The following is a 26,009-nucleotide window of genomic DNA, read 5'->3' as shown; positions in this document are numbered from 1 at the left end:
CCGACGTCACCACTACACCGTGCGGAACGCACGGGTAACTTCCCGGGCGGGACCGGACCGTCTCCCGGCGGAAGCCCCCTTGCCGGAACGGGCGCCCTGCTCCACGAGGTCGCGCCGCCGTGACCGGCGGCCCGTGCCGGACCGGTCGTCCTCATGTCGGCGTCGATCCGGGCGACCGTCGCCGGCAGGTGCGGCAGCAGGTCCCGGCGGACGACGAGCTGCGGCCCCAGGTGTAGGAACGGATCCAGGCGGCGCCCCGGGCCGGCGAGGGGGCCGGGGTCGCCAGGGCCGCCGGCGCGGCCGGCGGCCTCTCGGTGGACGTCAGCGGAGGTACGCCTCCACTTCGCTGAACTGGGCGGCCGGCCAGCCGGTGTTGCCGGTGACGTGCAGCCGCAGGTGGCGCAGGGCGGTGCCGGAGGGCAGGCTCACGGTGACCGTGTTGCCGGTGGCCGGGTCGAAGCGGTAGTCCTTCGGGGCGACGACCGTCGTGTACGCCGAGCCCTCGGTGCTGCCCTGCACGGACAGGGTCTGCGTGCGGGCCCCCCACGCAGTCTGCGGAGGCAGCTTCAGCACCAGCCGCCGCACCGCCTGCGCGGAGCCGAGGTCGACGGTCAGGGACTGCGGGAAGGCGTGGTTGGCGGACTCCCAGTAGATGTTCGCGTCGCCGTCGACCGCCTTGCCGCGGGTGTACACGTCCTGGGAGCCGGTGGCGGTGGCCGGGCGGCCCCGGGTGAGGTTGCGGTCCGGGTCGGGGTCCGGGTTGCCCTGGCCGGGCTGCGGCCAGCTGGAGCAGTCCGACCAGGTGCTGTTCCAGCCGGAGTTGCCCCCGCCGTCGGTGACGGTGAAGGTGCCCGAGCCCGACGGGTAGGGGCAGTTGTACACGCCGGCCGCTCCGACGCCGGTCGCGGTGACGTCGCGGAAGACGGCGGCGCCCTGGGTCTCCGCCTGGACGACGACGGTGCCCGCCCCGTTCACGGTGGCGCCGTCGACGGTGATGTTCCTCGCCGCGAAACCGCGTCCGCTGCCGGAGACGAACTCGAAGGCGCTGTAGGGGCTGTCGGTGACGGTCGTGCCGGTGATTCTCACCTGCGCCTCGATGGCGCTGTCGTAGGAGTCCACCCGCAGGGCGCCCATCGGGTGGTTCCAGTTGGGGTTCATGGCGCCGGTGCGGACGAGGGTGTTGCCGTCGACGGTGATGGTGCCGGAGAGCGGGTGGAAGGGGTCGAGGAACTTCTGGTTGGAGATCGCGATGCCGCTGCCGAGGGCGTTGGTGTCGGAGATCAGGTTGCCGCGGACGGTGATGTCCGTGCCGCCGTAGATCGCGATGCCGTTGGCGAGGTTCGGCTGCGAGACGGTGTTGTTCTCGAAGCTGCTGTTCACGTCGGGGGCGTTCAGCGACCACATGGCGAGCGCGTCGTCGCCCTGGTTGCGCAGGAAGTTGTTGCGGACCCTCACCCCGCGCGCGTTGCCGTTGAGGTTGAGGCCGTCGGCGGTCATGTCGAGGAAGCGGTTGTTCTCGACGACGAGGTCGTCGTTGACGCCGGTCAGCCAGAGGCCCACCTTGAGGTGCTGGAGCCACATGCCGGAGACGGACGAGTTCGGGCCGAGGGAGCCGTTGACGAAGTTGTCGGGGCTGGAGTCGACGCGTTCGGTGACCTCGCCGATGACCGCGAAGTCCTTGAGGTGGACGTTGCCGGAGGAACTCGTCTGGTCGATGAAGCGGGAGCCGCGGACGATCGAGTGCCAGTGGCCGGCGCCCCGGAGGGTGACGTTCTGGACGCCGTTGAGGGAGGAGGTGAGGCGGTACTCGCCCGGCGGTATCCAGACCGTGCCGCCCTGCGCGGCGGCGATCGCGGCCCGGAACGCCTGGGTGGAGTCGCCCTGTCCGCCGGGGTCGGCGCCCTTGTCGGTGACGGAGACGGCGCCGGAGGGCTTGGCGGCGGGGTCGGGGGCCTGCTCGAAGTCGGCGACGTCCACGGTGACCTGGACGCCGGTGGCCTCCAGGGCGACCGTGTCGCCGGCCTGGACGTTCCGCCCGAGCAGCATGCGGGAGTTGTCGTAGAGGTGGTGGGTCCTGGAGCCCGCGATCCAGGGGGTGTCGACGTAGGAGTACTTGGAGGTGACCGGGAGGGTCCTGGCGAGCCGCTGGCCGTTGACGTACACGGCGAGGCTGCCGGACTGGCTGTCGGGGACGCTGTAGGCGACGTTCACGGCGTTGGCGGCGCGCGGCACCGTGAACTCCACGCGCCGGCCGGCGTCGAGGCGCACCGCCCGGCGGCCGGAGGCCTCGGACGCCAGGGTGCCCTGGGTGTAGTCCGGTCCGATCCTCGTGCCGGTGCCGGCGGCCGCCTCCGCCTCGACGGAGGTGAAGGGGAGGGTGGCGCCCGCGGCGGCGTGGGCGGGCGCGGGCGCGAGGACGACGAGCATGCCGGCGGCGACGGCGACGGCCGTACCGATGGCCGACATGCTCCTGACAGCAGATCCGGTGGCGCTCATGTGCTGGTCCCTTCGTGGTGGGGGTGCGGGAACAGGCGGGTGCGGTCTCAGGCGCGCAGCCAGACCGCGGTGTCCTTCGGCAGGCGCCCGTCCGGGTCCAGGGGGGCGCTGCCCAGGAGGCGGGAGGTGTGGGCGGGGAGGGCGGCCGGCTCGTCCGCGAGGTTCACCACGCACAGGTGGCCGCCGTCCCCGCGGCTGAAGGCGAGCACGCCGTCGGGTGCGGGCAGCCAGGTGAGCGGTCCGTCGCCGAAGGCCGGGCGCAGCCGGATCGCCGCACGGTAGAGGGCGAGCATCGAGCCGGGGTCCCCCGCCTGCCGGTCGGCCGCGTACGACGCCCAGCCGGCGGGCTGCGGCAGCCACGGTTCGCCGCCGAACCCGGCGTGCGGGGCGTCGGCCGTCCACGGCAGCGGCACCCTGCACCCGTCGCGGCCGGGATCGGTGCCCCCGGAGCGGGCGTGCATCGGGTCCTCGATGCGGTCGCGGGGGATCTCCGCCTCGGGCAGGCCGAGTTCCTCGCCCTGGTAGACGTAGACCGCGCCGGGCAGGGCCAGGGAGAGCAGGGCGGCGGCGCGGGCCCGGCGGGTGCCGAGCGCGAGGTCGGTGGGGGTGCCGAAGGTCTTGGCGGCGAAGTCGAAGCCGGTGTCGGCGCGGCCGTAGCGGGTGACCGTGCGGGTGACGTCGTGGTTGCACAGCACCCAGGTGGCGGGGGCGCCGACCGGCGCGTGTTCGGCGAGGGTGTCCTCGATGGAGGCGCGCAGCCGTGCCGCGTCCCAGGGGCAGGTCATGAAGGAGAAGTTGAACGCGGTGTGCAGTTCGTCGGGGCGGAGATAGCGGGTGAAGCGTTCGGTGTCCGGGAGCCAGACCTCGCCGACGAAGACGCCGCCGTACTCGTCGGCGACGGCGCGCCAGCCCCGGTAGACGTCGTGGAGTTCGTCGCGGTCGACGTAGGGGTGCGGGTCGCGGCCCGCCACGAAGTCCGGCAGCCGGGGGTCCTTCACCAGCAGCGCGGCGGAGTCGATGCGGACGCCGGCCACGCCCCGCTCGAACCAGAACCGCAGGATGTCCTCGTGCTCCTGGCGGACGGCGGGGTGCGACCAGTCGAGGTCGGGCTGTTCGGGGGCGAACAGATGGAGGTACCAGTCGCCGTCCGCCGCCCTGGTCCAGGCGGGGCCGCCGAACTCCGACTGCCAGTCGTTCGGCGGGAGTTCGCCGCGCTCACCGCGGCCCGGCCGGAAGTGGAACAGTTCCCGTTCGGGCCCGCCGGCGAGCGCCGCCCGGAACCAGGGGTGCTGGTCGGAGACGTGGTTCGGCACGATGTCGGCGATCGTGCGGATGCCCAGTCCGCGTGCCTCGGCGATGAGTTTCTCCGCCTCGGCGAGGGTGCCGAAGGCCGGGTCGATCGCCCGGTAGTCGGCGACGTCGTAGCCGCCGTCCTTCATCGGGGACAGGTACCAGGGGTTGAACCAGAGGGCGTCCACGCCGAGTGCGGCGAGGTACGGCAGTCGCGCGCGGACGCCGGCGAGGTCGCCGGTGCCGTCGCCGTCGCCGTCGGCGAAGCTGCGGACGTACACCTGGTAGATGACGGCGGAGCGCCACCAGTCGTCGTTGCGGGCAGGGGTGGGCTGTCCCACGGTGCGTGCCTTTCTCTTCTGTGGATGGCTGCGGTGTCAGCCCTTGGTGCTGCCCGCGCTGATCCCGGCGATGATGTGCCGCTGGAAGACGAGGAACAGCGCGACCATGGGGATGCTGGCGATCACCATGGCGGCGATCAGCACGGTCAGCTGGATGTTCTGCGACAGTTGCACGAGGGCCACGCTGATCGGCTGCCGGCCGGTGTCGGAGAAGACCATCAGCGGCCACAGGAAGTCCTGCCACACGGCGACCAGGGCGAAGATCGACACCACGCCGAGCACCGGGCGCGACATGGGCAGCACGATCGACCACAGGGTGCGGAGCTTCCCCGCGCCGTCCATCTCGGCGGCCTCGAGCACGTCCCGGGGCAGCTGGTCGAAGAACCGTTTGAGCAGGTACAGGTTGAAGGCGTTGGCGACGGCCGGCAGCCAGATGGCGAGCGGGTCGTTCAGCAGGCCGAGGTCCGCCACGGTCAGGTACTTCGGTACGACCAGGGCCTGCGCCGGCACCATCAGCGTGGCGAGGATGCCGCCGAGGACCAGCGTGCCGAAGGCGGGCCGCAGCCTCGACAGGGCGTAGGCGGCGGCGGTGCAGAACACCAGCTGGAACAGCCAGGCGCCGGCCGCCTGCACCACCGTGTTCCACAGGTGGACCGGCAGTCGCATCAGTTCCCAGGCGTCGGTGTAGCCGCTGGTGCTCCAGCTCTCCGGGACCAGGGTGGGCGGGGTGCGGGCCACCTCGTCCGGTGACTTCATCGCACCGCTCGCCATCCAGTAGACGGGGAACAGGAAGGCGAGCGCGAACAGCACGACGACGCCGGTGAACACGGCCCAGTAGACGGCTCTGCCGCGCGGGCGGGCCAGGACGGCCGGGGACACCAGGGTGCGGGTGCTCATGCGGCCTCCTCTCCGGAGCGGGTGAGACGGAGGTAGACGGCGGAGAACACGCCGAGCAGGGCGAGGAGCATCACGCTCAGCGCGCAGGCGCCGCCGAAGTCGTTGTAGAGGAAGGCGTACTTGTAGATGAGGTAGAGGACGGTGACGGTCGAGTTCTCCGGGCCGCCGCCGGTGATCACGAAGGGTTCGGTGAACACCTGCATGGTGGCGATGATCTGCAGCAGCATCAGCATGAGGATGACGAACCTGGTCTGCGGGACGGTCACATGGCGGATGCGCTGGAGCAGGCTCGCCCCGTCCAGTTCTGCGGCCTCGTACAGTTCGCCGGGGACGGACTGGAGGGCGGCCAGGTAGATGAGCACGGTGCCGCCCATGTTGGCCCAGGTGGCGACGACGACCAGGGATATCAGCGCGGTGTCGGCGCCGTTGGTCCAGTTGGACGTGGGCAGGTGGAGGAAGCGCAGCGCCTCGTTGGCGAGTCCGGCGCCCGGGTCGTAGAACCACTTCCACAGCAGGGCGCTGACCACCGGCGGGATCATCACGGGCAGATAGACGACGACCCGGAAGAAGGCCTTGGCGTGGCGCAGTTCGTTGAGGACGAGCGCCAGGACGAAGGGGACGGCGAAGCCGAGGAGCAGGGCGAGCAGGGTGAAGGTGAGGGTGTTGCGCCAGGCGGCGCCGAATTCGGGGTCGTTCAGTACGCGGGTGAAGTTTGCGGTGCCCACCCATTCGGGGTCGGAGCCGGGCGTGTACTTCTGGAAGGCGATCACGACGGCGCGGATCGCCGGGTACCAGGAGAACAGCGCGAAGCAGACGAGGCCACCGACGAGGAAGGCGTAGGCGCGCAGCTGGTCGGCGAGGCGGCGCCGTCTCCGGTCCGCTGCCGGGAGCGGCGCCCCGGCGGGACGGTCCCGCACGGCCGCGGGCGGCCGTTCAGCCGTCTTCGTCACCGGTCAGCTCCGGGACAGGATGCCGTCGATCTTGCCGGAGGCGTCCTTCAGGAGCCGGTCGATGTCCGCGTCCTCCTTGGTGAGGACGGCGGAGACGACACCGTCGAGGACGGAGTAGAGCTGCTGGGCGTGCGGCGGCTCGATCTTCATCTCCAGCTCCTGGTTGCCGTCGAGGAAGGACTGGTAGTTCTCCACGGGGACGTTGGCGTTGGCCTTCTTGGCCTGCTGGTCCCTGTCGTCGGCGGCGCCGGTGAAGAGGCGGGGCTCGGGCAGGCCCACCGGTGCGTCGTGCTCGCCGGCGCGGGCGTAGTCGCCGAGGAAGCCGTCGCCGGGGGTGAGGAACATGTGGTCCAGCCACTTGAGGCCGGCGCGTATCTGCTCGGGTGAGGCCTTCTTGTTGAACATGTAGCCGTCGCCGCCGATGAGGGTGCCCTGGCCGCCGGGCATGGGGGCGAGGGCGATGTTCTCGTACGCGGCGCCCTTCTCCTTGACCAGGATCGGGATGTTGTCGGGGGCGGCGAGGTACATGCCGAGCTTGCCGGCGCCCATCATCTGCTGGACGTCGTTGATGACGAGCAGCTGCCTGCTGCCCATCGACTCGTCCTTCCACCGCATGTCGTGGAGGGTCCGGAGGACTGCGCGGCCCTCGGGGGTGTCGATGGTGGCCTGCTTGCCGTCAGCGCTCACCACGTCGCCGCCCCGGGAGTACAGCTCGGCGGTGAAGTGCCAGCCGCCCTGGTTCTGGGCGCTGTAGTCGGCGTAGCCGACGGTGCCGTCGCCGAGCGCCGCGATCCTCTTGGCGGCGGTACGGACCTCGGCCCAGGTGGCGGGCGGCCGGTCCGGGTCGAGGCCGGCCTTCTCGAAGAGCTCCCGGTTGTAGATCAGGCCCATCGAGTAGCCGGTGCGGGGGATGCCGTAGACCTTGCCGTCGACGGTGTAGATGTCCCGCAGCTGCTGCTGGACGGTGTCGTAGCTCTTCAGCTCCCCGAGGTACGGGGTGAGGTCGGCGGCCTGGTCGATGTCGGCGACGTGCCGGGCGTCGGTGAAGTACGTGTAGAAGACGTCCTCCATCTGCCCGCCGGCGAGTTTCGCGTCGAACGTCTTCGGGTCCTGGCAGGGGAACGCGTCGTGCGGGACGACGTCGATGTCCGGGTTCTTCTTCTCGAAGGCGGCGACGTCCTCCTCGAAGAACCGCCGGTCGACCTTGGCGCTCTGCGGCGGCATGCAGTTGACGGTGATGCGGGTCTTGCCGCCGGCGGCCTCGTCGCCGCCCGAGCCGCAGGCGGTCAGCGCGAGGGCGCCGGCGCCCAGGGCGACGAGGGTACGACGGATCCCGGTGCTTCTCATCGGTGGACCCCTTACGGGACAGGAGTGAGTGAACCCCTCGGAACAGGAGCGGTGGGCGGGGCACACTCAAGCACCGACGACATCGTGCCGCAAGATGTCGCGCAGACTTTGAAATTATTCGACAGACGAGTGGATCTCAGGAACGAGGCGCCTGGGCGGTCGACCCCCGTACCACCAGCTCGGGTTCGAAGAGCAGTTCGTCGGGGGCCACCGTGCTGCCGTTGATCTGCGCGTTCAGCAGTTCCACCACCGCCCTGCCCATGGCCTCGATGGGCTGCCGGACGGTGGTGAGCGGGGGCTCGGTGCAGTTCATCAGCGCCGAGTCGTCGTAGCCGACGACGGAGATCCGTTCCGGGACGTCGAGTCCCTTGCGGCGGGCGGCGCGCACGACGCCGAGGGCGAGGGGGTCGCTGGCGCAGATGAAGCCGGTGACGCCCCGCTCGATCAGCCGGGAGGCGGCGGCGTGGCCGCCCTCGATGGAGAACATCGCGCGGGCGACGTGGGCTTCGGGCACCTCCCCGGCGACCGCCCGGGCGGCGGCCAGCTTGCGCGCCGACGGCATGTGGTCGCCAGGGCCGAGCACCAGTCCGATGCGCTCGTGTCCCAATGAGGACAGGTGCCGCCAGGCCTGCTCCACGGCCACGGCGTCGTCGCACGACACGGCGGGGAAGCCGAGGTCCTCTATGGCGGCGTTGACGAGGACGACCGGGATGTTGCGTTCGGCGAGCCGGCGGTAGTGGTCGTGGGGCGCGTCGGCCTGGGCGTAGAGCCCGCCGGCGAACACGACGCCGGACACCTGCTGCTGGAGCAGCAGGTCCACGTAGTCCGCCTCGGAGACACCGCCGCGGGTCTGGGTGCACAGCACCGGCGTCAGCCCGAGCTGGGCCAGCGCGCCCCCGATCACCTCGGCGAACGCGGGGAAGATCGGGTTCTGCAGCTCGGGCAGGACCAGGCCGACCAGCCGGGCCCGCTCACCGCGCAGCTGGGTCGGCCGCTCGTACCCGAGCACGTCCAGGGCGGAGAGCACCGCCTGCCGGGTGGCCTCGGAGACCCCCGGCTTGCCGTTGAGCACCCGGCTGACCGTGGCCTCGCTGACCCCGACCTTCTTCGCCACCACAGCAAGTCGTCGTGTCATGTGCGCAAGAATAACGCAAGAAGCGCAAGCCGCTTGCGTAACTGCGCAAATCCTCCGCCGCCGCGGGTGGTGCTCAGTCGGCGGCGGGGACCACCCTGAGATGGGAGGCGGCGCGGCGGGCGGCGCGGCTGCCGGACGGGGCACGGCGCGTCTCGCGCACGACCATCGTCAGCCGGACGCAGTCCATGTCCGCGAGGGTCGGGGTCGTCTCGGCGACGATGCGGCAGTCGGTGGCGCCCCAGCGCGGGTCGGGGTGCAGCAACGGCCGTACCGCGCCGTCGGGTTCCGCGGCCCGCTCGCCGACCGCCCGCAGCCAGTGCGGCAGTCCGTGCCGGTAGGCGGCCTCCATGATCGGGTCCTGCCCGATGTCGCGGCGGATGGCCTGCAGCCCCCGGTCGTGGCCGTACCGTTCCGCGGCCGCGGCGAACTGGGCCAGCATCGGCAGGCACCAGCTGGACTCGTGGTCGCCGAGCACCGCGGCGGCGTCCGGGTGGAAGAGCACGAACCGGAGGAAGTTGTCGGAGGGCAGCGCGGTGGGATGCGGCTCCACGTCCTGGAAAAGTGTCCGGAAAGCAGTGTTGGTGAGCAGCACGTCCCAGCGGTGGTCGACCACCAGCGAGGGGAAGGGGACCGCTTCCATGAGTACGGCGTAGTCCTGGAGGTAGGCCTGGGCCTCGGGGGTCCCGGGGGCGGGCCGCGGTGCCGGCCGCCGCCCTCCTGCCTGATATGCCATCGGGAGGTCACCCCTCTTGCCTGTGCGGCCCTGACGCGGCGCCCCGATCCTGCTGGCCGCACCCGAGGTGTGTCAACTATCGTGGCATTTCATGCCGGTTGACGGCTGAAATTGGCCACAGTTGTGGCGAGACCTGGATGTGAGTTCGAAGCAGCGGCTAGTCTCCGTGAAGTTCACGGCAGTCGCTTGTGAAAAGCCTGTGAGAGACCTAGGAGATCTTTCGGTGACGGGTGGCTTCGAGGGTTCGGGCGCCACGCCGACGACCGCGCTGCCGGCCGTCGTCGCCCGCGTCACCGCACTCGCCGACCGGCTCGGCGTCGCGCACGCCGAGGTCTTCGGCACCGGCCGGCTGTCGGTCGCCTCGGGGGTCCCGGAGCCCGTGGTCAAGGCGCTGCTGAGCGGCCGCTCCGCGGGCGAGCCCGATGTGCAGGCGCGGTTCCTGCAGCGGCTGGACCTGCTGCGCCGCACCCGGCTGAAGCCGAACGGCCGCAAGTACACCCAGCAGGAGATCGCCGACGGCGCGGGCATGTCCCGGCAGCAGGCCGGCGCCCTGATCAACGGCGACCGGCGGCCCACCATGGAGCACTGCGACGCCCTCCAGCGGTTCTTCCGGGTGCACGCGGGTTTCCTCACCGCCGAGGACCCCGAGGCGCTCGCGGGCGCGCTCCAGCACACCGAGCAGGAGCTGCTGCAGACGCTCGCGGACCGGGAGCGGGCCGCGGCGGCGCCGGCCGACGACCCGCTGGAGCGGCTGCTGCAGGACCACGGCGTGCGCGGGATCGCCTGGCGGGCCGCGCAACTGCCCACCGACCAGCACCGCGACAAGGTCGCGGAGTGGCTGGACATGCTCCTGGAGAGCGTCCAGCGTCCCCAGGCCTGAGCCGGCGCCTCCCGCGCCGTCGCGTACGGAGGTCCTTGCCGCCCGTCGCCGTGAGCGGGCCCCGGCACGGCACGGCGGACCAGGACGTCGTGGCGATCGGGTGAGCACAAGTGCCGGACGGGACCAGACCGTTCGTCGCCGCTCCGGCCACGGGGCCGGCCGGCACGCCCCGCGCACGTGCCCGCCGGGCGGCCGAACCGGCCCGCGGCGGCACCTGATTGTCAGTGGTGGGCGGCAAGCTGGAGGTGAACCGTCACCGACCGCGACAACGGGGAGAGCCGAGCGATGCCCACCGCCGTACTGACCGACCGCGAGCGCACCGCCGTCCAGGCCTATCTGCGGCTGCTGCACACGGTGCGCGCCGCCTTCGACACCCCGTCGGGACCGCCGGGCACCCCGGGCGCCCCGATGGTGCCGCCCGCCGTGCTCGCCGAGGCGGAGAACGCCCTGGCACGGGCCGGTATCACCGGCAACGAGGAGGAGTTCTTCCGGATGCTGCGCGACTGGCACCCCGAGCCGTAGACGGTGTCCCGTGGCGGCGGCCGCCGCCGCCACGGACGTCGCCGCTCAGCTGTGCGGGACGGCGATCGCGGTGGCGATCAGACCGCTGTCGGCGATCCAGCGGCCGGTGAAGTGGTCCACCACCCGGCCGCCGACGCGCGGGCCGGGCACCAGCAGGGTGGCGCGGAAGCCGCCGCGGCCCTGCTCCCCGGGGTCGGGGAAGAGGTCGAGGTCGGCCTCCAGGAAGTCCAGCCACTTCCCGGTGAGCGGGAACCACGCCTTGTAGACGGACTCCTTGGCGCTGAACAGCAGCCGGTCCCAGTGCACGGAGGGCAGTTCCCCGGCCAGCCGGACGATCCGTTCCGCCTCCTGCGGCAGCGCGACCGCAGGCAGCACGCCCTCGGGCAGCGGCGCGTGGGGCTCGGCGTCGATGCCGAGGGACGCCAGGTCGGCGGCGCGGACCAGGGCGGCGGCACAGTAGCCCCGGCAGTGCGTCATGCTGCCGGCCACCCCGTCGGGCCAGACGGGGGCGCCACGCTCACCGGGCAGCACGGGCCCGGCGGGCACGCCGAGCTTGACCATGGCGCGGCGGGCGCAGGAGCGCACGGCGGTGAACTCCCGGCGGCGCTTGGCGACGGCCCGCGCCACCAGCGCCTCCTCCTCGGGGTACAGCGGGGCGTCGACGCCCTCGTCGCCGAAGGCCTCCACGGAGACCACCGTCTGCGGCAGCAGTTCCTCGATCATCGCTCCCCGTCCTCCCGCGGCACGATCCGGCGCAGCCGCCCCGGTGGCCGTTCCCGCTTGCGCCACTCACGGGGATAGCCCACCGACACCTCCTCGAAGCGGACGCCGTCCTGCCAGGTGGTGCGGGGGATGTGCAGATGCCCGTAGACCATGGTGTGGACGGGGAAACGCCGGTGCCAGTCGTCGGTCAGCACCGTGCCGCACCACATGGCGAACTCGGGGTACCAGAGGACGTCCGTCGGATGGCGGTGCAGCGGCCAGTGGTTGACCAGGACGAGCGGCAGGCCGTCCGGCACCTCGGCCAGCCGGCGCTCGGTCGCGGCGACCCGGGCCCGGCACCAGTCCTCCCGGCTCGGATAGGGGTCGGGGTGCAGCAGACGCTCGTCGGTGCAGACGACACCGGTGCCGTGGGCGTACTCCAGTCCCTCGTCCTTGGTCGCGCAGCCGGACGGCAGGAACGAGTAGTCGTACAGCAGGAACAGCGGGGCGACGGCCACCGGGCCGCCCGGCCCGTCGAAGACCGGGTACGGGTCCTCGGGGGTGAGCACCCCGAGGTCGCGGCACTGTTCGACGAGGTGGTCGTAGCGGGCGACGCCGCGCAGCGTCACCGCGTCGCTCGGATGGGTCCACAGCTCGTGGTTGCCCGGCACCCAGACGACCTTGGCGAACCGGCCGGCGAGGGTCTTGAGGGCCCAGCGGATGTCCTCCACGGTCTCCGCCACGTCCCCGGCCACGATCAGCCAGTCCCCGTCGGTCTCCGGCCGCATGGCGTCGACCAGGGCACGGTTCTCGGCGTAGCCGATGTGCAGGTCGCTGATGGCCCACAGCCTGCTGCCGCCGTTCGTCCCCGACATCACCCGTCGCTCCTTCAGCCGTCCCGAACGCCACCACGAGATCACATCCGTGCCGCGGGAACAAGCACGGCCGGTCTCCGGTGTGTGGTACGGGAACGGTCCCCGAAGCCGTATGATCTGGCCAACACCACCGCCGTGAGACGCCCTTCGCACAGGGCGGTTTGGTGACCCTCCATACTCCTGCCCGGGCAACGGGCCGCTGAGCCCTGCCCGCGAACCGTGAAAGGCGGCCTGCATGGTCTCTCGCGTACGCGTCTGGCTCAACCGCACGTACGCGGAGAACGTGTTCTTCATGGATCAGCTGCGGAGAAATCCCGCCGGCCGGGCCGTGGAGATCCACGCCACCCACGGCGACCCCGACTCCCCCGTGCTGGCCGCCGCCGACACCGCCGAACCAGAGCCCGAGGGCCTCTCCCCGGCGGCGTACGTCGAGTACGCGCTCGCCCAGTGCGAGCGGCGCGGCATCGACGTGTTCGTGCCCCGGCTGCACCAGCCGGCGATCGTCGCGCGCAGGGCCGACTTCGAGGCGGTCGGCACGGCGCTGCTGGCGCCGCCGCCCGAGGCGGTGGCGGTGTTCCACGACAAGGTGATCGCCTATGAGGCGGTGCAGGCGATCGGGGTGCCCGTGCCGCCCTGGTGGCGGGTCCGTTGCGCCGACGAACTCGTGGCGGCCGTCGACGAGTTGGAGGGGCGCGGGTACCGGGCCTGCTTCAAGCCCGCGTCCGGCGCGGGCGGGGTGGGCTTCCGCATGATCACACGTTCCCCGTTCTCGCTCACGCAGCTGAGCGGCTTCCCGAGCCCGTACGTGCCGCTCGGCCAGGTGCTGGACGCCGTACGGGAGGCCGAAGAGCCGGTGGACTGGCTGGTGATGCCCCGGCTGGAGCAGCCCGAGGTGTCGGTGGACTGCCTCACCGGCACGGACAACCGGATCCGGCTGGCGGTGGGGCGCACCAAGAACGGCCGGCGCCGCGGCTTCACCCTGCACGAGCAGTGGCTCGAGCCGGCCCGGCGGATCGCCGAGGGCTTCGGACTGCACCACCTGTCCAACATCCAGTTCCGGATGCTCGGCGAGCGGCCCGTGCTGATGGACGTCAACACCCGGCCGGCGGGCGGGCTGCACCAGCTGTCGCAGTGCGGGGTGAACGCCCCGTGGGCGGCGGTGCGGCTGGCGCTCGGCGACGACCCGGGCGAGATCACGCCGCCGTTCCTGGGCCAGGACTACACGGTGGTGTCGGGTCTGCGTCCGCTGCGGCCGGTGTCGCTGCCGCGGCAGCGCACCGAGGAGCCGGGGCCCGTATCCGCGCTGGGTGCCGTACCGGCTCGGGCGGCGTCCCCGGAGCCGCGGGCGGCGACCGGGGCGCGCCCGTAGAAATTTCCAGAAAAGTTCGACCGGGGGTGTATCAGGAGCCGGGTCGGGTGCTCTTGATGACGAAGGCGGCTTGGGGAAGCCGCCGGGGGGAAGCACGGGGGAACGGGGGGCTCGGGTCGGTCGGCCGCTGTCACGGGGGGCGACCGGCCGGCCCGAAGCCGTGTCCGGGACGCTACCGGAGGTAGGCCAGTCCGGGGTGGACGGCGGTGTAGCCGTCGACGAGACGACGGGCCACGTTCACGGAGTCGACCAGCGGATGCAGCGCGAACGCCTTGACGGCCGCCGCGCGGGACCCCGACCGGGCGGCGTCGAGCACCTCGCGTTCGACGGCCTTCACGGCGCAGACCAGACCGGTGGCGTGGCCCGGCAGCGGGTCGACGGCGACCGGGTGCGCCCCGTGGGCGTCCACGAGACAGGGAATTTCGATGACGGCGTCCCCGTCCAGCGCGGCCAGGGTGCCCCGGTTGCGGACGTTGAGGATCAGGGTGGCGCGTTCGTCGCGGGCGATGGCCCGCATCAGGGCGAGCGCCACGTTCTCGTAGCCCCCGGACAGGTCCTCGGCCTCGCGTTCGCCCGCGCCCGCCGCCTCCCGGTTCTCGGCCATGTAGGTGGCCTCGCGTTCGGCGCGGGTGCGGTCCCACAACTCCAGGGCGGGGACGGCCGGGTCGGCCACCCCGGCGTAGAACCCGGCCTGCTGGTCGCGCAGGAACGCGCCCCGGGTCCGCCCGGCCTCCCGGTAGGCGTGCACGGCCTCCCGGTTGAAGTAGTAGTAGTGCAGGTACTCGTTGGGGATCGCGCCGAGGGAGCGCAGCCAGTCGGCGCCGAAGAGCCTGCCCTCCTCGAAGGAGCCGAGCAGCACCGGGTCGGCGAGCAGCCGCGGGAGTTCGTCGCGGCCGGCGATCCGCAGGCCGCGCACCCAGCCGAGGTGGTTGAGGCCGACGTAGTCGACCCACGCCTCCGCCGGCCGGGCCCCGAGCACCCTCGCGACACGGCGGCCGAGCCCGACCGGCGAGTCGCAGATGCCGATGACGCGGTCGCCGAGGTGACGGGACATCGCCTCGGTGACCAGTCCGGCGGGGTTGGTGAAGTTGATGACCCACGCGTCGGGGGCGAGGCGGGCCACCCGGCGGGCGATGTCGACGGCGACCGGGACGGTGCGCAGGCCGAAGGCGATCCCGCCCGCGCCGACCGTCTCCTGGCCGAGCACGCCCTCGGCGAGGGCGATCCGTTCGTCGTCCGCCCTGCCCTCCAGTCCGCCGACGCGGATCGCGGAGAAGACGAAGTCCGCGCCGCCCAGTGCCTCGTCGAGGTCGGTGGTGGCGGTCACCTCGGGCGCGTCGGGCACCCCTGCCGCCCGCTCCGCCAGCACCCGGGCGATGGCGCGCAGCCGCCCGGCGTCCACGTCGTGCAGGACGACACGGGTCACCCGGCCGTCGGCGTGGTCCCCGAGCAGCGCCCCGTACACCAGCGGCACGCGGAAACCCCCGCCGCCCAGAATCGTCAGCTTCACACCCGCACCCTTCCCACCACGGCGACCGTGACCGACCCTACTCGCGCCACGGACATCACGCCGGACCACGCCGGACCGGCCGGACCGGCGGGCGCCCGCCGGTGCGCGGCGGGGCCGCGAAATCCCTCTCACCGGTGAGGACCGGGTGCGGGGCCGCTCGTGATACTGGGACGGCCCCCGCCCCGAGGAGCCGCCCATGTCCTTCCGGTCCGCCTTCGCGCCGGTCGTCGTACGGTGGCGTACGGCGAATCCGTACGCCCTCGACACCGCGCTCGCCGCGCTCGTGCTGTTCGCCGTCTCCCTGCAGTGGATGTTTCCCGACGAGGGCGACGACCCCCTGACCTGGCACGGCTGGCTGCTCGGCGCCGCCACCGCCATCCCGCTGATCTGGCGGCGGCGGGCACCGTGCGCGGCCGCGTACGCGGTGTCGGTCGCCACCCCGGCGCAGGCGCTGCACCACGCTCCGCCGCCGGACGTGATGTACGGCGGGATGGTCGTCCTGTACACGCTGGCCGCCCTCGGCAAGCCCTGGCAGCGGCGGATGATGCTCGCGGGCTGGGTGATCGGGGTCGTCGTGACCATGCAGCACCAGTCGGACAAGCAGCCCTTCGAGTACGCCTTCCACCTGATGGGCCTGGGCGGCGCCTACGCACTCGGGGTGCTCGCCCGTGTCCAGCGCGCCTACACCACCGAGCTGGAGGACCGGGCGCGCCGGCTGGAACGGGAGCGGGCGGCGGACACCGCGCGGGCCCGGGCCGAGGAACGCGGCCGTATCGCCCGGGACATGCACGACATCCTGGCGCACGCCGTGAGCCTGATGGTGGTGCAGGCGGAGGCGGGGCCCGTGGTGGTGCGCAAGGATCCGGAACGCGCGGAGGCCACGTTCGACACCATCGCCTCGACCGGCCGTGACGCCATGTCCCAGCTACGGCGCATCCTGGGCGTGCTGAAGGAGGAACGGCCGGACGGCGAGGTCACCGCCCGGCTGCCGCAGCCGAGCGTGGCGGCGCTGCCGCGGCTGGTCCGCCAGGTGCAGGACTCCACCGGGCTGCGCACCGAACTGCGCACCAAGGGCGAGCCCCGCCCGCTGTCCTCGGACACCGAGGTCGCCGCCTACCGTGTGGTCCAGGAAGCTCTCACCAACACCGTGAAGCACGCCCGTGCTTCCCGCGCGGTGGTGGAGCTGGACTGGGCGGAGGACCAGGTGACCCTCACCATGACGGACGACGGGCGGGGCCCGGCCACGCCGGTCGGCGGGCACGGGCTGATCGGCATCCGGGAGCGGGCAGCCGCCTGCGGGGGCAGCGCCGAGACCGGCAGCGGCCCGGACGGCGGTTTCCGGGTCGTCGTACGCCTGCCGGTGGCCGCCGACCGGGAAGGGGCCTTCGGGTGAGCATCCGGGTGGTCGTCGCCGACGACCAGGAGCTGGTCCGGGCCGGCTTCGGCATGATCCTCGACGCCCAGGACGACATCGAGGTGGTCGCCGAGGCCGGGGACGGCGAGGAGGCCGTCGCCGCGGTGCGCCGGCACACCCCGGACGTGCTGCTGCTCGACATCCGCATGCCGGTGATGGACGGGCTGGAGGCGGCCCGGCTGGTGTGCGCGCAGTCGGGCTGCAAGGTGGTCATGCTGACCACGTTCGACCTGGACGAGTACGTGTACGAGGCGCTGTACGCGGGGGCCAGCGGCTTCCTGCTGAAGGACGTCCGCCGGGACGACCTGGTGCACGCGGTGCGGGTGGTGGCGGCCGGTGACTCGCTGCTCGCCCCCGCGGTGACCCGGCGGCTGGTCGCGGACATCGTGCGGCGCCGCCGGGAGCGGGCCGCCGCCGACACCGCGACCCCGCAGCGGCTGGACACGCTCACCGCCCGCGAGGTGGAGACCCTGCGTCTGCTGGCGCGGGGCCTGTCCAACGCGGAGATCGCCACGACCCTGTTCGTCAGCGAGCACACCGTCAAGACCCATGTGAGCAACGTGCTCGGCAAGCTCGCTCTCAGGGACCGGGTACAGGCGGTGATCTGCGCCTACGAGACGGGGCTGATCGTCCCGGGCTCCCCCTGAGCGGGTCCCCGCTCCCTCTCGGGGACGAGTGCGGGGGCCGGCTCCCCCGTACGGGCGAGGCCCGCAAACCGCTCCCTCCGGCGATCCGGCGCACCGCCCCGTGGCACGAGTCTGTGAGGCGACGAATCACCGACACCCGCCGGGAGGGACCGTGCTTTCCGCACTTGCCCGGGCGGCCACCCGCCGCCCCTTGACCGTGATGCTCCTTTGGGGGCTCTTTCTGCTGCTGGGCTTCGGGCTGGGGACGGGCGTCTTCGCGCGGCTCTCCGACAACGTGCCCGAAGTCCCCGGAACCGAGTCGCAGTCGGCCGCCGAGTACCTGGAGCGGGCGGACCCCGCGGGCGAGTCGATCAGCGGCGTGGTGGCCGGCACCGCCGTGGCGGACCCGGAGCTGCGCGCCGAGGTCGGGCGGGCCGTGGCCGACGTCCGGGCGGTCGAAGGCGTCGCCGCCGTGCCCGACCCGTACACCACCCGCGGTCTGACCGCCGAGGACGGACGGGCGCTGATCATCCCCGTCACGCTCAAGGGCGGACTGGACGACGACGCCCAGGAGCGGACGCTCGACGCGGCGGCCGACCGGCTCAGGGAGATCGACGCACCCGACGTCCATGTCAGCGGGGGCCCGCTGCTGGGGCAGCAGCTCGGTGAACGGGCGCAGGAGGACGTGAAGTTCGCGGAGATCGTCTCGCTGCCCGTGGTGCTGGCGCTGCTGCTCGTGGTGTTCGGCGGGCTGCGGTCGGCGCTGATGCCGCTGGTCATCGCGATCAGCGGCATCGCCGGGGCGTTCCTCGCGCTGTTCGCCTTCAGTGAGGTCACCGACATCTCGGTGTACGCGATCCAGGTGACGACGATGCTGGGGCTCGGGCTTGCCGTGGACTACGCGCTGCTGATGCTGATGCGTTTCAAGGAGGAGCGCCGGCACACCGAGGACGTCGTCGAGGCGGTCCACCGCACGGTCGGGGCGGCCGGGCGGACGGTGTTGTTCTCCGGGCTCACGGTGGCCGTCAGTCTGACCGGGCTGCTGGTCTTCCCGAGCGTGTTCCTGCGCAGCATGGGCCTCGCGGTCGCCGCCGTGGTCGTCATCGACATGCTGGCCGCCCTCACCCTGCTGCCCGCGCTGCTGGCGCGGTTCGGCGGACGGATCGCTCCGGCGAAGGAGCGGCCGGAGGGCGAGGAGGGACGGTTCTTCGCCCGTCTCGCCCGTTTCGCGGCCAGGCGCCGGATCGCCGTACTGGCCGTGGCCGTCCCTGTGCTGCTGGTCCTGGCGTTTCCCCTGGCCGGCATGAAGATCGCCATCGGGGACGCGCGGCAGCTGCCCACGGACACGGAGGCCCGCCAGCTGCACGACACCGTCATCGAGCACTTCCCGCCGGGGACCGGCGTCACACCGGTCACCGTCGTCGTCCGGCCCTCCGCCGACCCGGCGGCCACCGACGCGATCCGCGCGCTGTCCCCGAACACCGCCGTCCGTGAACTGCCGGGCGGCGCGACGGTCCTGCAGATCCAGCCGCCCGGCGAGGCCGACGGCGACGAGGCGACCGGGCTGGTCGAGCGGGTGCGGGAGGTACGGGGCGACGAGGCGGTCGAGGTCACCGGGCCCGCGGCACGGCTGGTCGACTTCCGCGACATGCTCGCCGAACGGGCACCGTGGGCGGCCGTGACGGTCCTGGCCGGCATCTTCGTGCTGCTGTTCGCGTTCACCGGGTCCGTGCTGCTGCCGCTGCGCACGGTCGCGACGACCCTGCTCAGCCTGGCTGCAGCGCTCGGGGTGGTGGTGTGGGTGTTCCAGGACGGCCACCTGGCCGGGCTGCTGGGCGCCGAGGGACTGGGCGCGCTCAGTCTCACCGCGCCCCCGCTGATCGTCGCGATCGCGTTCGGACTCGCCATGGACTACGAGCTGTTCATCCTGGCCCGGATGCGCGAGGCCCGGCAGCGGACCGGTGACGACGGCGAGGCCGTGGTGGACGGACTGCGCCGCTCCGGCAGGGTGGTCACCTGCGCGGCGCTGCTGCTGGCGATCGTCTTCGCCGCCTTCATGACGGGCGGCTTCTCGCCCATCCTGCAGATCGGCCTGGGTCTCACCCTGGCCGTCCTCATCGACGCGACGGTCGTGCAGATGCTCCTGGTCCCGGCCACCATGTCCCTCCTGGGCCGCCACGCATGGTGGGCCCCGGCGCCCCTGCGCAAGGTGCACGACCGCTTCGGACTGAGCGAGGAGCCTGAGGAGGCGCCCCGCCCGCGGGTGCCGAGCGGGGTGTGAGGTCCCGCCCGGGCAGACGCCGCAACGGCTGACAGGCGCGGCGCCCGGACCCCGTCCGGGCGCCGCGCCCGCGCGTTCCCACGGGTGTCCGGGGAGCGCCCGCGACCCGCGTGGTCGAACGGGCGGGGCTCGCACGGTGCGCGGGAGCCCCGGGTCGCCGCGACCGCTCCGCGGGCGTGGCGTCCCTTGCCCGTATTCGCGTTACTTCGGGACATGAACTCTCCACGCCCGCAAGGACTTTTACGGTTACACCTCTTGACGGAGCGGAGGCCGCGGAGCACATTGGCGTCACTTTGAGAGCGCTCTCACAGCGTCTCATGAAGCAACCCCCGCACCGGCCATCCGTACCCGAGAGGGCATCCCCACATGAGTGACACCTCCGGCATACCCCGCACCCTCCGCAGACCCCGCCCGCTGCGGCGGGCGCTGCTCGCCGTCGTCAGCACGCTCGCCCTGGCGGCGGGCGCCGCGACGGCCGCGAGCCCGTCCGCGAGCGCCTCCGTGCCGCCCCCGCCGTCGGGCTGGACCCAGGTCTTCGCCGACGACTTCAACGGTGCCGCGGGCAGCGGTGTCAACACCTCCAACTGGCGGTACGCGACCGGCAAGGGCTATCCGGGCGGCCCCGCCAACTGGGGCACCGGCGAGATCGAGACGATGACCTCCAGCACGGACAACGTCTCGCTCGACGGCAACGGCAACCTGCGCATCACCCCGCGCCGCGACGGCTCCGGCAACTGGACCTCGGGCCGCGTCGAGACCAACCGCACGGACTTCCAGCCCCCGGCCGGCGGCAAGCTGCGCGTGGAGAGCCGCATCCAGGTGCCCAACGTCACCGGCGCCGCCGCCAAGGGCTACTGGCCGGCCTTCTGGATGCTGGGCGCCCCCTACCGGGGCAACTACTGGAACTGGCCCGCCGTCGGCGAGCTGGACATCATGGAGAACACGCAGGGCAACAACACCGTGTTCGCCACCATGCACTGCGGCACCTCGCCGGGCGGCCCGTGCAACGAGACCAGCGGCATCGGCGGTTCGACCACCTGCCAGGGCACGACCTGTCAGGCCGGCTTCCACACCTACCGGATGGAGTGGGACCGCTCGACGAGCGTGGAGGAGATCCGCTTCTACCTCGACGGCAACAACTTCCACACGGTCCGGGCCAACCAGGTCGACGCGACGACCTGGGCCAACGCGACGAACCACGGCTACTTCGTCATCCTCAACGTGGCGATGGGCGGCGGTTTCCCCGACGCCTTCGGCGGCGGCCCCGACTCGGGCACCCAGCCCGGCCACTCGATGCTCGTCGACTACGTGCAGGTGCTGACCTCCGGCGGTGGCGGCACCACTCCCCCGCCGAGCGGCAACCGCGACGCCTACGGCACCATCCAGGCCGAGTCCTACGACGGCCAGTCCGGCGTGCTGACGGAGTCGACCTCGGACTCGGGCGGCGGCCAGAACGTGGGCGCGCTGGCAAACGGCGACTGGCTGCAGTTCAAGGGCGTCAACTTCGGCTCGAACCCGGCCCGGCAGTTCTCCGCGCGGGTGGCGAGCGGAGCGGGCGCCGGCGTCAGCGGACTGGTCGAGGTACGTCTGGACAGCCGTGGCAACGCGCCGATCGGCAGCTTCGCGGTCGGCAACACCGGCGGCTGGCAGTCCTGGCGGACGATCCCGGCGAACATCAGCAACGTGACGGGCACCCACGACGTCTACCTGACCTTCACCAGCGGCCAGCCGGCCGACTTCGTGAACGTCAACTGGTTCACCTTCGCCCACTGATCCCACCCCCCACACCGGCCTCCCCGGCCGGACAGCGGGCCCCACGCATTGCGTGGGGCCCGCTGTCGTGTTCCCGCGGCCGGCGGTGCGGGGGCGCACCGCACGCGCGTTCGGTCGAACCGGCGTCCGGGAATGGCCGGCCGCCGCGCGCGGTTGACCCGACCGCGAGGAAGAAGATGATCACTGTGAGCGAAGCAACCGCGGGCGCGGGAGCGGGAACACGGAAGAGGCCGTGCGACGGACGGGCCCCGGTCCGGCCGGACGGCCGGGCCCACGGGCGTCCGGGCCCGGGCGGCCTCACCCGACTGGACGAGCGCGGGCCCGTGACCGGTGCCGCCGCCGGCCCGCCGGCCCGCGCGGCCGTCCCCGGCCGGCGCGCGCCGCGGCGGGCACCGTCACCGGGGCGCGGCGGCCCCGTCCGGCCGGTGGAGCGGCCCGGCGAGGTGGCCGGGAGTCCGGTTCCGGGGCCGGCGGGCGCCCCCCGCGGCGACGGGCAGGTGCCGCGGAAGGCGTTTCACCGGGTGAAGGACACCCCATACCGGGACACCCTGTATGAGGAGAAGTTCGAGGACGCCTGGCAGGAGCTGCCCGACGCGGTGAAGGAATCGCTCGGGAGCGAGGGAGCTGACGCGGAATGACCGACGAGACGACCGAACCGACGACGGACGCCCCGGAGGGACGGCCGGAGGAGGGCCGGGAGGAACGGCCGGAGGAGGGCCGGGAGGAACGGCCGGAGGAGGGCCGGGAGGCGCCCAGGGCCCTCCCCGCGCCCCCGGCCGACTGGGCCAACCCGCTGCGCGACCCGCGGGACCGCCGTCTGCCCCGGGTGGCCGGCCCGTCCGGGCTGGTCATCTTCGGGGTGACCGGCGACCTGTCCCGCAAGAAGCTGATGCCGGCCGTGTACGACCTCGCCAACCGGGGCCTGTTGCCTCCCGGCTTCTCGCTGCTCGGCTTCGCCCGCCGGGACTGGGAGGACCAGGACTTCGCCGAGGTCGTGCACGACGCCGTCCAGGAGTACGCGCGCACCCCGTTCCGCGAGGAGGTCTGGCAGCAGCTCGCCGAGGGCATGCGGTTCGTGCCGGGCGACTTCGACGACGACCACGCCTTCGACCAGCTGCGCGAGGCGGTCGACGAGCTGGACGCCTCCCGGGGCACCAGCGGCAACTACGCCTTCTACCTCTCCGTACCGCCCAGGTTCTTCCCGAAGGTCGTCCAGCAGCTGAAGAAGCACGGGCTGGCCGACGCACCCGAGGGCTCCTGGCGGCGTGCGGTGATCGAGAAGCCGTTCGGGCACGACCTGAAGTCGGCCCAGGACCTCAACGCGATCGTGCACGAGGTGTTCGACCCGGAGCAGGTGTTCCGGATCGACCACTACCTCGGCAAGGAGACCGTCCAGAACATCCTGGCGCTGCGCTTCGCCAACCAGATGTTCGAACCGGTCTGGAACCGGTCCTTCGTGGACCATGTGCAGATCACCATGGCCGAGGACATCGGCATCGGCGGCCGCGCGGGCTACTACGACGGCATCGGCGCCGCCCGTGACGTCATCCAGAACCACCTGCTGCAGCTGATGGCGCTCACCGCGATGGAGGAGCCGGCCTCCTTCGACGCGGCCTCGCTGCTGAGCGAGAAGCTGAAGGTGTTCCGCGCCGTGCGGCTCCCCGACGACCTGGGCCTGCACACGGTGCGCGGGCAGTACTGCGCCGCCTGGCAGGGCGGCGCCAAGGTACGCGGCTACCTGGAGGAGGAGGGCATCGCCGCGTCCTCCACCACCGACACCTACGCGGCGATCAAGCTCGGGGTGAACAACCGCCGCTGGGCGGGCGTCCCCTTCTATCTGCGCGCCGGCAAACGGCTCGGCCGCCGGGTCACCGAGATCGCGGTCGTCTTCCAGCGGGCGCCGCACTCCCCCTTCGACTCCACCGCCACCGAGGAGCTGGGCGAGAACGCCGTGGTGATCCGCGTACAGCCGGACGAGGGCATGACGGTCCGGTTCGGCTCCAAGGTGCCGGGGACCTCGATGGAGCTCCGGGACGTGACGATGGACTTCGCGTACGGCGAGTCGTTCACCGAGTCCAGCCCGGAGGCGTACGAGCGGCTCATCCTGGACGTCCTGCTGGGGGACGCCAACCTGTTCCCCCGTCACCAGGAAGTGGAGGAGTCCTGGAAGATCCTCGACCCGATCGAGGGGTACTGGGCGGCCAACGGGCGGCCCGCGCGGTACGCGTCGGGCAGCTGGGGACCCGCGGAAGCCGACGAGATGCTCGCACGAGACGGACGGAGCTGGCGCAGGCCATGAAGATCGACCTGACCGACACCACGGCAAGCAAGGTCAACAAGGCGCTGGTGCGGGGCCGCCGCGCCATCGGCACGCCGGCCGTGGGCATGGTCCTGACGATGGTGATCGTCACGGACGAGGAGAACGCCTACGACTCGATCAAGGCGGCCGAGGAGGCATCGCACGAGCACCCCTCGCGCACCCTGGTCGTGATCAAGCGGCACACCCGCAACCCGCGCGAGCGCACCCACCCCCGGCTGGACGCCGAGGTCCGGGTCGGCTCCGAGGCCGGCACCGGGGAGACGGTGGTGCTGCGGACGTACGGCGAGGTGTCCGAGCACGCCGACTCGGTGGTGCTGCCGCTGCTGCTGCCGGACGCGCCGGTGGTGGTGTGGTGGCCGACGGACGCGCCGGAGAACCCGGCGAAGGACCCGCTGGGCGCGCTGGGCCAGCGCAGGATCACCGACCTGTACACGGCCGAGAACCCCATGGAGGTGCTGGACGCACGCAGGCGCAGCTACGCGCCCGGCGACACCGACCTCGCCTGGACCAGGCTGACGCTGTGGCGTTCCATGCTGGCGGCGGCGCTGGACCAGGCGCGGGCGGCGGTGACCTCGGCGACCGTGGAGGCCGAGGCGGACAACCCGGCAGCCGAGCTGCTGGCGCGCTGGCTGGAGGCGCGGCTGCGGGTGACCGTGGACCGGGTGGTGACGGAGGGGCCGGTGGTCACGGCGGTCCGGCTGGGCACGGCGGACGGCGAGATCGTCATCGACCGCCCCGAGGGCCCGCTGGCCACGCTGACGCTGCCGGGACAGCCCCCGCGCCGGCTGGCGCTGAAGGTCCGCCCCACCTCCGAGCTCATCGCCGAGGAGCTGCGGCGCCTCGACGCGGACGAGATGTACGCCGTCGCCCTGCGCGGCGAGGCCGGCGAGGAGGTTCCCCAGCATGTCTGACGTCCCCGAGCCGACCCGCCGGCCCCAGTGGACCGCCCTGGAGAACCATCGCACGGACACGCTGCCCCAGCCGGACCTGCGCGCGCTGTTCGCCGACGACCCGTCCCGCGCGGAGCGGTACGTCGTACATGTCGGCGATCTGCGCATCGACTACTCCAGGCACCTGGTCAACGACGAGACGCTCGCCCTGCTGCAGGAACTGGCCGTCGCCACCGACGTGTCCGGGCTGCGGGACGCCATGTTCCGCGGCGAGAGGATCAACACCACCGAGGACCGGGCGGTGCTGCACACCGCGCTGCGTGCCCCGCGTGACGCGGTGATCGAGGTGGACGGTGAGAACGTCGTCCCCGGCGTGCACGACGTGCTCGACAGGATGGCCGGCTTCGCGCAGCAGGTCCGTTCCGGCGAGTGGACGGGCCACACCGGCAGGCGCATCCGCAACGTCGTCAACATCGGCATCGGCGGCTCCGACCTCGGCCCGGCGATGGCGTACGAGGCGCTGCGCGCCTTCACCGACCGGGACCTCACCGTCCGCTTCGTCTCCAACGTGGACGGCGCCGATCTGCACGAGGCGGTCCGGGACCTGGACCCGGCGGAGACGCTGTTCATCGTCGCGTCGAAGACGTTCACCACCATCGAGACGGTCACCAACGCCACCTCCGCGCGGAGCTGGCTGCTCGCGGCGCTGGGCGACGAGAAGGCGGTGGCCGCGCACTTCGTCGCGCTGTCGACCAACGCGGAGAAGGTCGCGGACTTCGGCATCGACACGGCGAACATGTTCGAGTTCTGGGACTGGGTCGGCGGACGCTACTCCTTCGACTCGGCGATCGGCCTGTCGCTGATGATCGCCATCGGCCCGGACCGCTTCCGGGAGATGCTCGACGGGTTCCGGATCGTCGACGAGCACTTCCGCACCGCGCCCGCCGAGGCCAACGCCCCGCTGCTGATGGGCCTGCTGGGCATCTGGTACAACAACTTCCACGACGCGCAGTCCCACGCGGTACTGCCGTACTCGCACTACCTGTCGAAGTTCACCGCCTACCTCCAGCAGCTCGACATGGAGTCCAACGGCAAGTCGGTGGACCGCCAGGGCCGCCCCGTCGTCTGGCAGACCGGACCGGTGGTCTGGGGCACGCCCGGCACCAACGGGCAGCACGCCTACTACCAGTTGATCCACCAGGGCACGAAGCTGATCCCCGCGGACCTCATCGGCTTCGCCCGCCCGGTCGACGGGCTGAGCGACGAACTCAAGGCTCAGCACGACCTGTTGATGGCCAACCTGTTCGCGCAGGGCCAGGCCCTCGCGTTCGGCAGGACCGCCGAGGAGGTGCGGGCGGACGGCGTCCCCGAGGAGCAGGTGCCGCACCGCACCTTCCGCGGCAACCACCCCACCACCACGATCCTGGCCACCGAACTGACCCCCTCGGTCCTCGGCCAGCTGATCGCCCTCTACGAGCACAAGGTGTTCGTGCAGGGCGCGGTCTGGAACATCGACTCCTTCGACCAGTGGGGCGTCGAACTCGGCAAGGTGCTCGCCAAGCGCGTCGAGCCCGCCCTCACCGGGGGCGCCGACGTCCCCGGTCTCGACCCGTCCACGGCCGCGCTGGTGGCCGCCTACCGCGAACGCAGGAAGTGAG

General features: G+C 72.3%; 20 protein-coding genes. 10 read left to right on the top strand and 10 right to left on the bottom strand.

Features of this window, described 5'->3' with window-relative positions:
* Positions 1–321 precede the first annotated feature (321 nt).
* The 7 genes from CNQ36_RS30775 to CNQ36_RS30745 all read right to left on the bottom strand — a co-directional run bounded on the left by CNQ36_RS30775 (position 322) and on the right by CNQ36_RS30745 (position 9,189).
* Complete coding sequence (locus CNQ36_RS30775) at positions 322–2,496, bottom strand: discoidin domain-containing protein (RefSeq protein WP_121548780.1); 2,175 nt, start codon at positions 2,494–2,496, stop codon at positions 322–324.
* Positions 2,497–2,543: 47 nt separating this feature from the next.
* Positions 2,544–4,127: a glycoside hydrolase family 13 protein gene (locus CNQ36_RS30770; RefSeq protein WP_121548778.1), complete on the bottom strand. Its 1,584-nt coding sequence runs from the start codon at positions 4,125–4,127 to the stop codon at positions 2,544–2,546.
* A gap of 36 nt (positions 4,128–4,163) precedes the next feature.
* Positions 4,164–5,024 carry a carbohydrate ABC transporter permease gene (locus tag CNQ36_RS30765; protein ID WP_121548776.1) on the bottom strand — a complete coding sequence of 287 codons (861 nt, stop codon included), beginning with the start codon at positions 5,022–5,024 and terminating at the stop codon, positions 4,164–4,166.
* Positions 5,021–5,974 (bottom strand): carbohydrate ABC transporter permease, encoded by a 954-nt coding sequence (locus tag CNQ36_RS30760; protein ID WP_121548774.1) that lies wholly within the window; start codon positions 5,972–5,974, stop codon positions 5,021–5,023. Before CNQ36_RS30760 ends, CNQ36_RS30765 begins: the two co-directional genes overlap by 4 nt.
* 3 nt (positions 5,975–5,977) lie before the next feature.
* Complete coding sequence (locus tag CNQ36_RS30755) at positions 5,978–7,321, bottom strand: ABC transporter substrate-binding protein (RefSeq protein ID WP_121548772.1); 1,344 nt, start codon at positions 7,319–7,321, stop codon at positions 5,978–5,980.
* A gap of 136 nt (positions 7,322–7,457) precedes the next feature.
* On the bottom strand, positions 7,458–8,456 hold the full coding sequence (locus CNQ36_RS30750) for a LacI family DNA-binding transcriptional regulator (protein WP_176118989.1): 999 nt from the start codon (positions 8,454–8,456) through the stop codon (positions 7,458–7,460).
* A gap of 73 nt (positions 8,457–8,529) precedes the next feature.
* Positions 8,530–9,189 (bottom strand): MmyB family transcriptional regulator, encoded by a 660-nt coding sequence (locus CNQ36_RS30745; RefSeq protein WP_121548770.1) that lies wholly within the window; start codon positions 9,187–9,189, stop codon positions 8,530–8,532.
* Positions 9,190–9,412: 223 nt separating this feature from the next.
* Between CNQ36_RS30745 and CNQ36_RS30740 the strand changes: the two genes are divergently transcribed.
* Both CNQ36_RS30740 and CNQ36_RS30735 read left to right on the top strand, forming a co-directional pair.
* Entirely contained in the window at positions 9,413–10,069 is a 657-nt protein-coding gene (locus CNQ36_RS30740) for a helix-turn-helix domain-containing protein (RefSeq protein WP_004922548.1), read from the top strand.
* A 285-nt stretch (positions 10,070–10,354) separates the two neighbouring features.
* On the top strand, positions 10,355–10,591 hold the full coding sequence (locus CNQ36_RS30735; RefSeq protein WP_121548768.1) for a hypothetical protein: 237 nt from the start codon (positions 10,355–10,357) through the stop codon (positions 10,589–10,591).
* A 45-nt stretch (positions 10,592–10,636) separates the two neighbouring features.
* Here the strand turns inward: CNQ36_RS30735 and CNQ36_RS30730 are convergent, their stop codons facing one another.
* Together CNQ36_RS30730 and CNQ36_RS30725 are read right to left on the bottom strand one after the other, a co-directional pair.
* Positions 10,637–11,314 carry a 4'-phosphopantetheinyl transferase family protein gene (locus CNQ36_RS30730; protein ID WP_121548766.1) on the bottom strand — a complete coding sequence of 226 codons (678 nt, stop codon included), beginning with the start codon at positions 11,312–11,314 and terminating at the stop codon, positions 10,637–10,639.
* Positions 11,311–12,168, bottom strand: a complete 858-nt coding sequence (locus tag CNQ36_RS30725; RefSeq protein ID WP_040905590.1) for a metallophosphoesterase family protein — start codon at positions 12,166–12,168, stop codon at positions 11,311–11,313. The genes CNQ36_RS30730 and CNQ36_RS30725 overlap by 4 nt, the downstream gene beginning before the upstream one ends.
* A gap of 235 nt (positions 12,169–12,403) precedes the next feature.
* Here CNQ36_RS30725 and CNQ36_RS30720 point away from each other — a divergent pair, with 235 nt between their 5' ends.
* Positions 12,404–13,537 (top strand): ATP-grasp domain-containing protein, encoded by a 1,134-nt coding sequence (locus CNQ36_RS30720; protein ID WP_004922556.1) that lies wholly within the window; start codon positions 12,404–12,406, stop codon positions 13,535–13,537.
* Between the two features lie 172 nt (positions 13,538–13,709).
* On the opposite strand, the gene CNQ36_RS30715 is transcribed toward CNQ36_RS30720, so the two are convergent.
* On the bottom strand, positions 13,710–15,047 hold the full coding sequence (locus CNQ36_RS30715) for a 6-phospho-beta-glucosidase (protein WP_121548764.1): 1,338 nt from the start codon (positions 15,045–15,047) through the stop codon (positions 13,710–13,712).
* Positions 15,048–15,243: 196 nt separating this feature from the next.
* Between CNQ36_RS30715 and CNQ36_RS30710 the strand changes: the two genes are divergently transcribed.
* The 7 genes from CNQ36_RS30710 (at position 15,244) to pgi (ending at position 26,008) form a co-directional block, all read left to right on the top strand.
* Positions 15,244–16,440 carry a sensor histidine kinase gene (locus CNQ36_RS30710; protein ID WP_121548762.1) on the top strand — a complete coding sequence of 399 codons (1,197 nt, stop codon included), beginning with the start codon at positions 15,244–15,246 and terminating at the stop codon, positions 16,438–16,440.
* On the top strand, positions 16,437–17,108 hold the full coding sequence (locus tag CNQ36_RS30705; RefSeq protein ID WP_121548760.1) for a response regulator: 672 nt from the start codon (positions 16,437–16,439) through the stop codon (positions 17,106–17,108). Before CNQ36_RS30710 ends, CNQ36_RS30705 begins: the two co-directional genes overlap by 4 nt.
* Before the next feature lie 151 nt (positions 17,109–17,259).
* The gene (locus CNQ36_RS30700; protein WP_040905594.1) at positions 17,260–19,368 is read left to right on the top strand and encodes an MMPL family transporter; all 2,109 of its coding nucleotides are present in this window, start codon (positions 17,260–17,262) and stop codon (positions 19,366–19,368) included.
* Between the two features lie 366 nt (positions 19,369–19,734).
* Entirely contained in the window at positions 19,735–21,141 is a 1,407-nt protein-coding gene (locus tag CNQ36_RS30695) for a glycoside hydrolase family 16 protein (protein WP_121548758.1), read from the top strand.
* A gap of 634 nt (positions 21,142–21,775) precedes the next feature.
* A complete protein-coding gene (gene zwf, locus CNQ36_RS30685; RefSeq protein WP_121548755.1) occupies positions 21,776–23,440 on the top strand; it encodes a glucose-6-phosphate dehydrogenase in 1,665 nt (554 codons plus the stop codon).
* Complete coding sequence (gene opcA / locus CNQ36_RS30680; RefSeq protein ID WP_121548753.1) at positions 23,437–24,372, top strand: glucose-6-phosphate dehydrogenase assembly protein OpcA; 936 nt, start codon at positions 23,437–23,439, stop codon at positions 24,370–24,372. The genes zwf and opcA overlap by 4 nt, the downstream gene beginning before the upstream one ends.
* Positions 24,365–26,008, top strand: a complete 1,644-nt coding sequence (pgi, locus tag CNQ36_RS30675) for a glucose-6-phosphate isomerase (RefSeq protein WP_121548751.1) — start codon at positions 24,365–24,367, stop codon at positions 26,006–26,008. Before opcA ends, pgi begins: the two co-directional genes overlap by 8 nt.
* Position 26,009: the final 1 nt, after the last annotated feature.

Origin of the sequence: Streptomyces fungicidicus (assembly GCF_003665435.1) — a bacterium.
Classification (GTDB): Bacteria; Actinomycetota; Actinomycetes; order Streptomycetales; family Streptomycetaceae; genus Streptomyces; species Streptomyces fungicidicus.
Note: the sequence above shows the minus strand (reverse complement) of the source record. Positions and strands in the feature narration are given on the sequence as shown.

Excerpts from the sequence above, each read along its gene's own strand:
- CNQ36_RS30695 (WP_121548758.1), top strand. The coding sequence starts at position 19,735 with ATGAGTGACACCTCCGGCATACCCCGCACCCTCCGCAGACCCCGCCCG.
- CNQ36_RS30735 (WP_121548768.1), top strand. The coding sequence starts at position 10,355 with ATGCCCACCGCCGTACTGACCGACCGCGAGCGCACCGCCGTCCAGGCC.
- CNQ36_RS30775 (WP_121548780.1), bottom strand. The coding sequence starts at position 2,496 with ATGAGCGCCACCGGATCTGCTGTCAGGAGCATGTCGGCCATCGGTACG.
- CNQ36_RS30755 (WP_121548772.1), bottom strand. The coding sequence starts at position 7,321 with ATGAGAAGCACCGGGATCCGTCGTACCCTCGTCGCCCTGGGCGCCGGC.
- opcA (WP_121548753.1), top strand. The coding sequence starts at position 23,437 with ATGAAGATCGACCTGACCGACACCACGGCAAGCAAGGTCAACAAGGCG.
- CNQ36_RS30725 (WP_040905590.1), bottom strand. The coding sequence starts at position 12,168 with ATGTCGGGGACGAACGGCGGCAGCAGGCTGTGGGCCATCAGCGACCTG.
- pgi (WP_121548751.1), top strand. The coding sequence starts at position 24,365 with ATGTCTGACGTCCCCGAGCCGACCCGCCGGCCCCAGTGGACCGCCCTG.
- CNQ36_RS30745 (WP_121548770.1), bottom strand. The coding sequence starts at position 9,189 with ATGGCATATCAGGCAGGAGGGCGGCGGCCGGCACCGCGGCCCGCCCCC.
- CNQ36_RS30720 (WP_004922556.1), top strand. The coding sequence starts at position 12,404 with ATGGTCTCTCGCGTACGCGTCTGGCTCAACCGCACGTACGCGGAGAAC.
- CNQ36_RS30710 (WP_121548762.1), top strand. The coding sequence starts at position 15,244 with ATGTCCTTCCGGTCCGCCTTCGCGCCGGTCGTCGTACGGTGGCGTACG.
- CNQ36_RS30750 (WP_176118989.1), bottom strand. The coding sequence starts at position 8,456 with ATGACACGACGACTTGCTGTGGTGGCGAAGAAGGTCGGGGTCAGCGAG.
- CNQ36_RS30765 (WP_121548776.1), bottom strand. The coding sequence starts at position 5,024 with ATGAGCACCCGCACCCTGGTGTCCCCGGCCGTCCTGGCCCGCCCGCGC.
- CNQ36_RS30730 (WP_121548766.1), bottom strand. The coding sequence starts at position 11,314 with ATGATCGAGGAACTGCTGCCGCAGACGGTGGTCTCCGTGGAGGCCTTC.
- zwf (WP_121548755.1), top strand. The coding sequence starts at position 21,776 with ATGACCGACGAGACGACCGAACCGACGACGGACGCCCCGGAGGGACGG.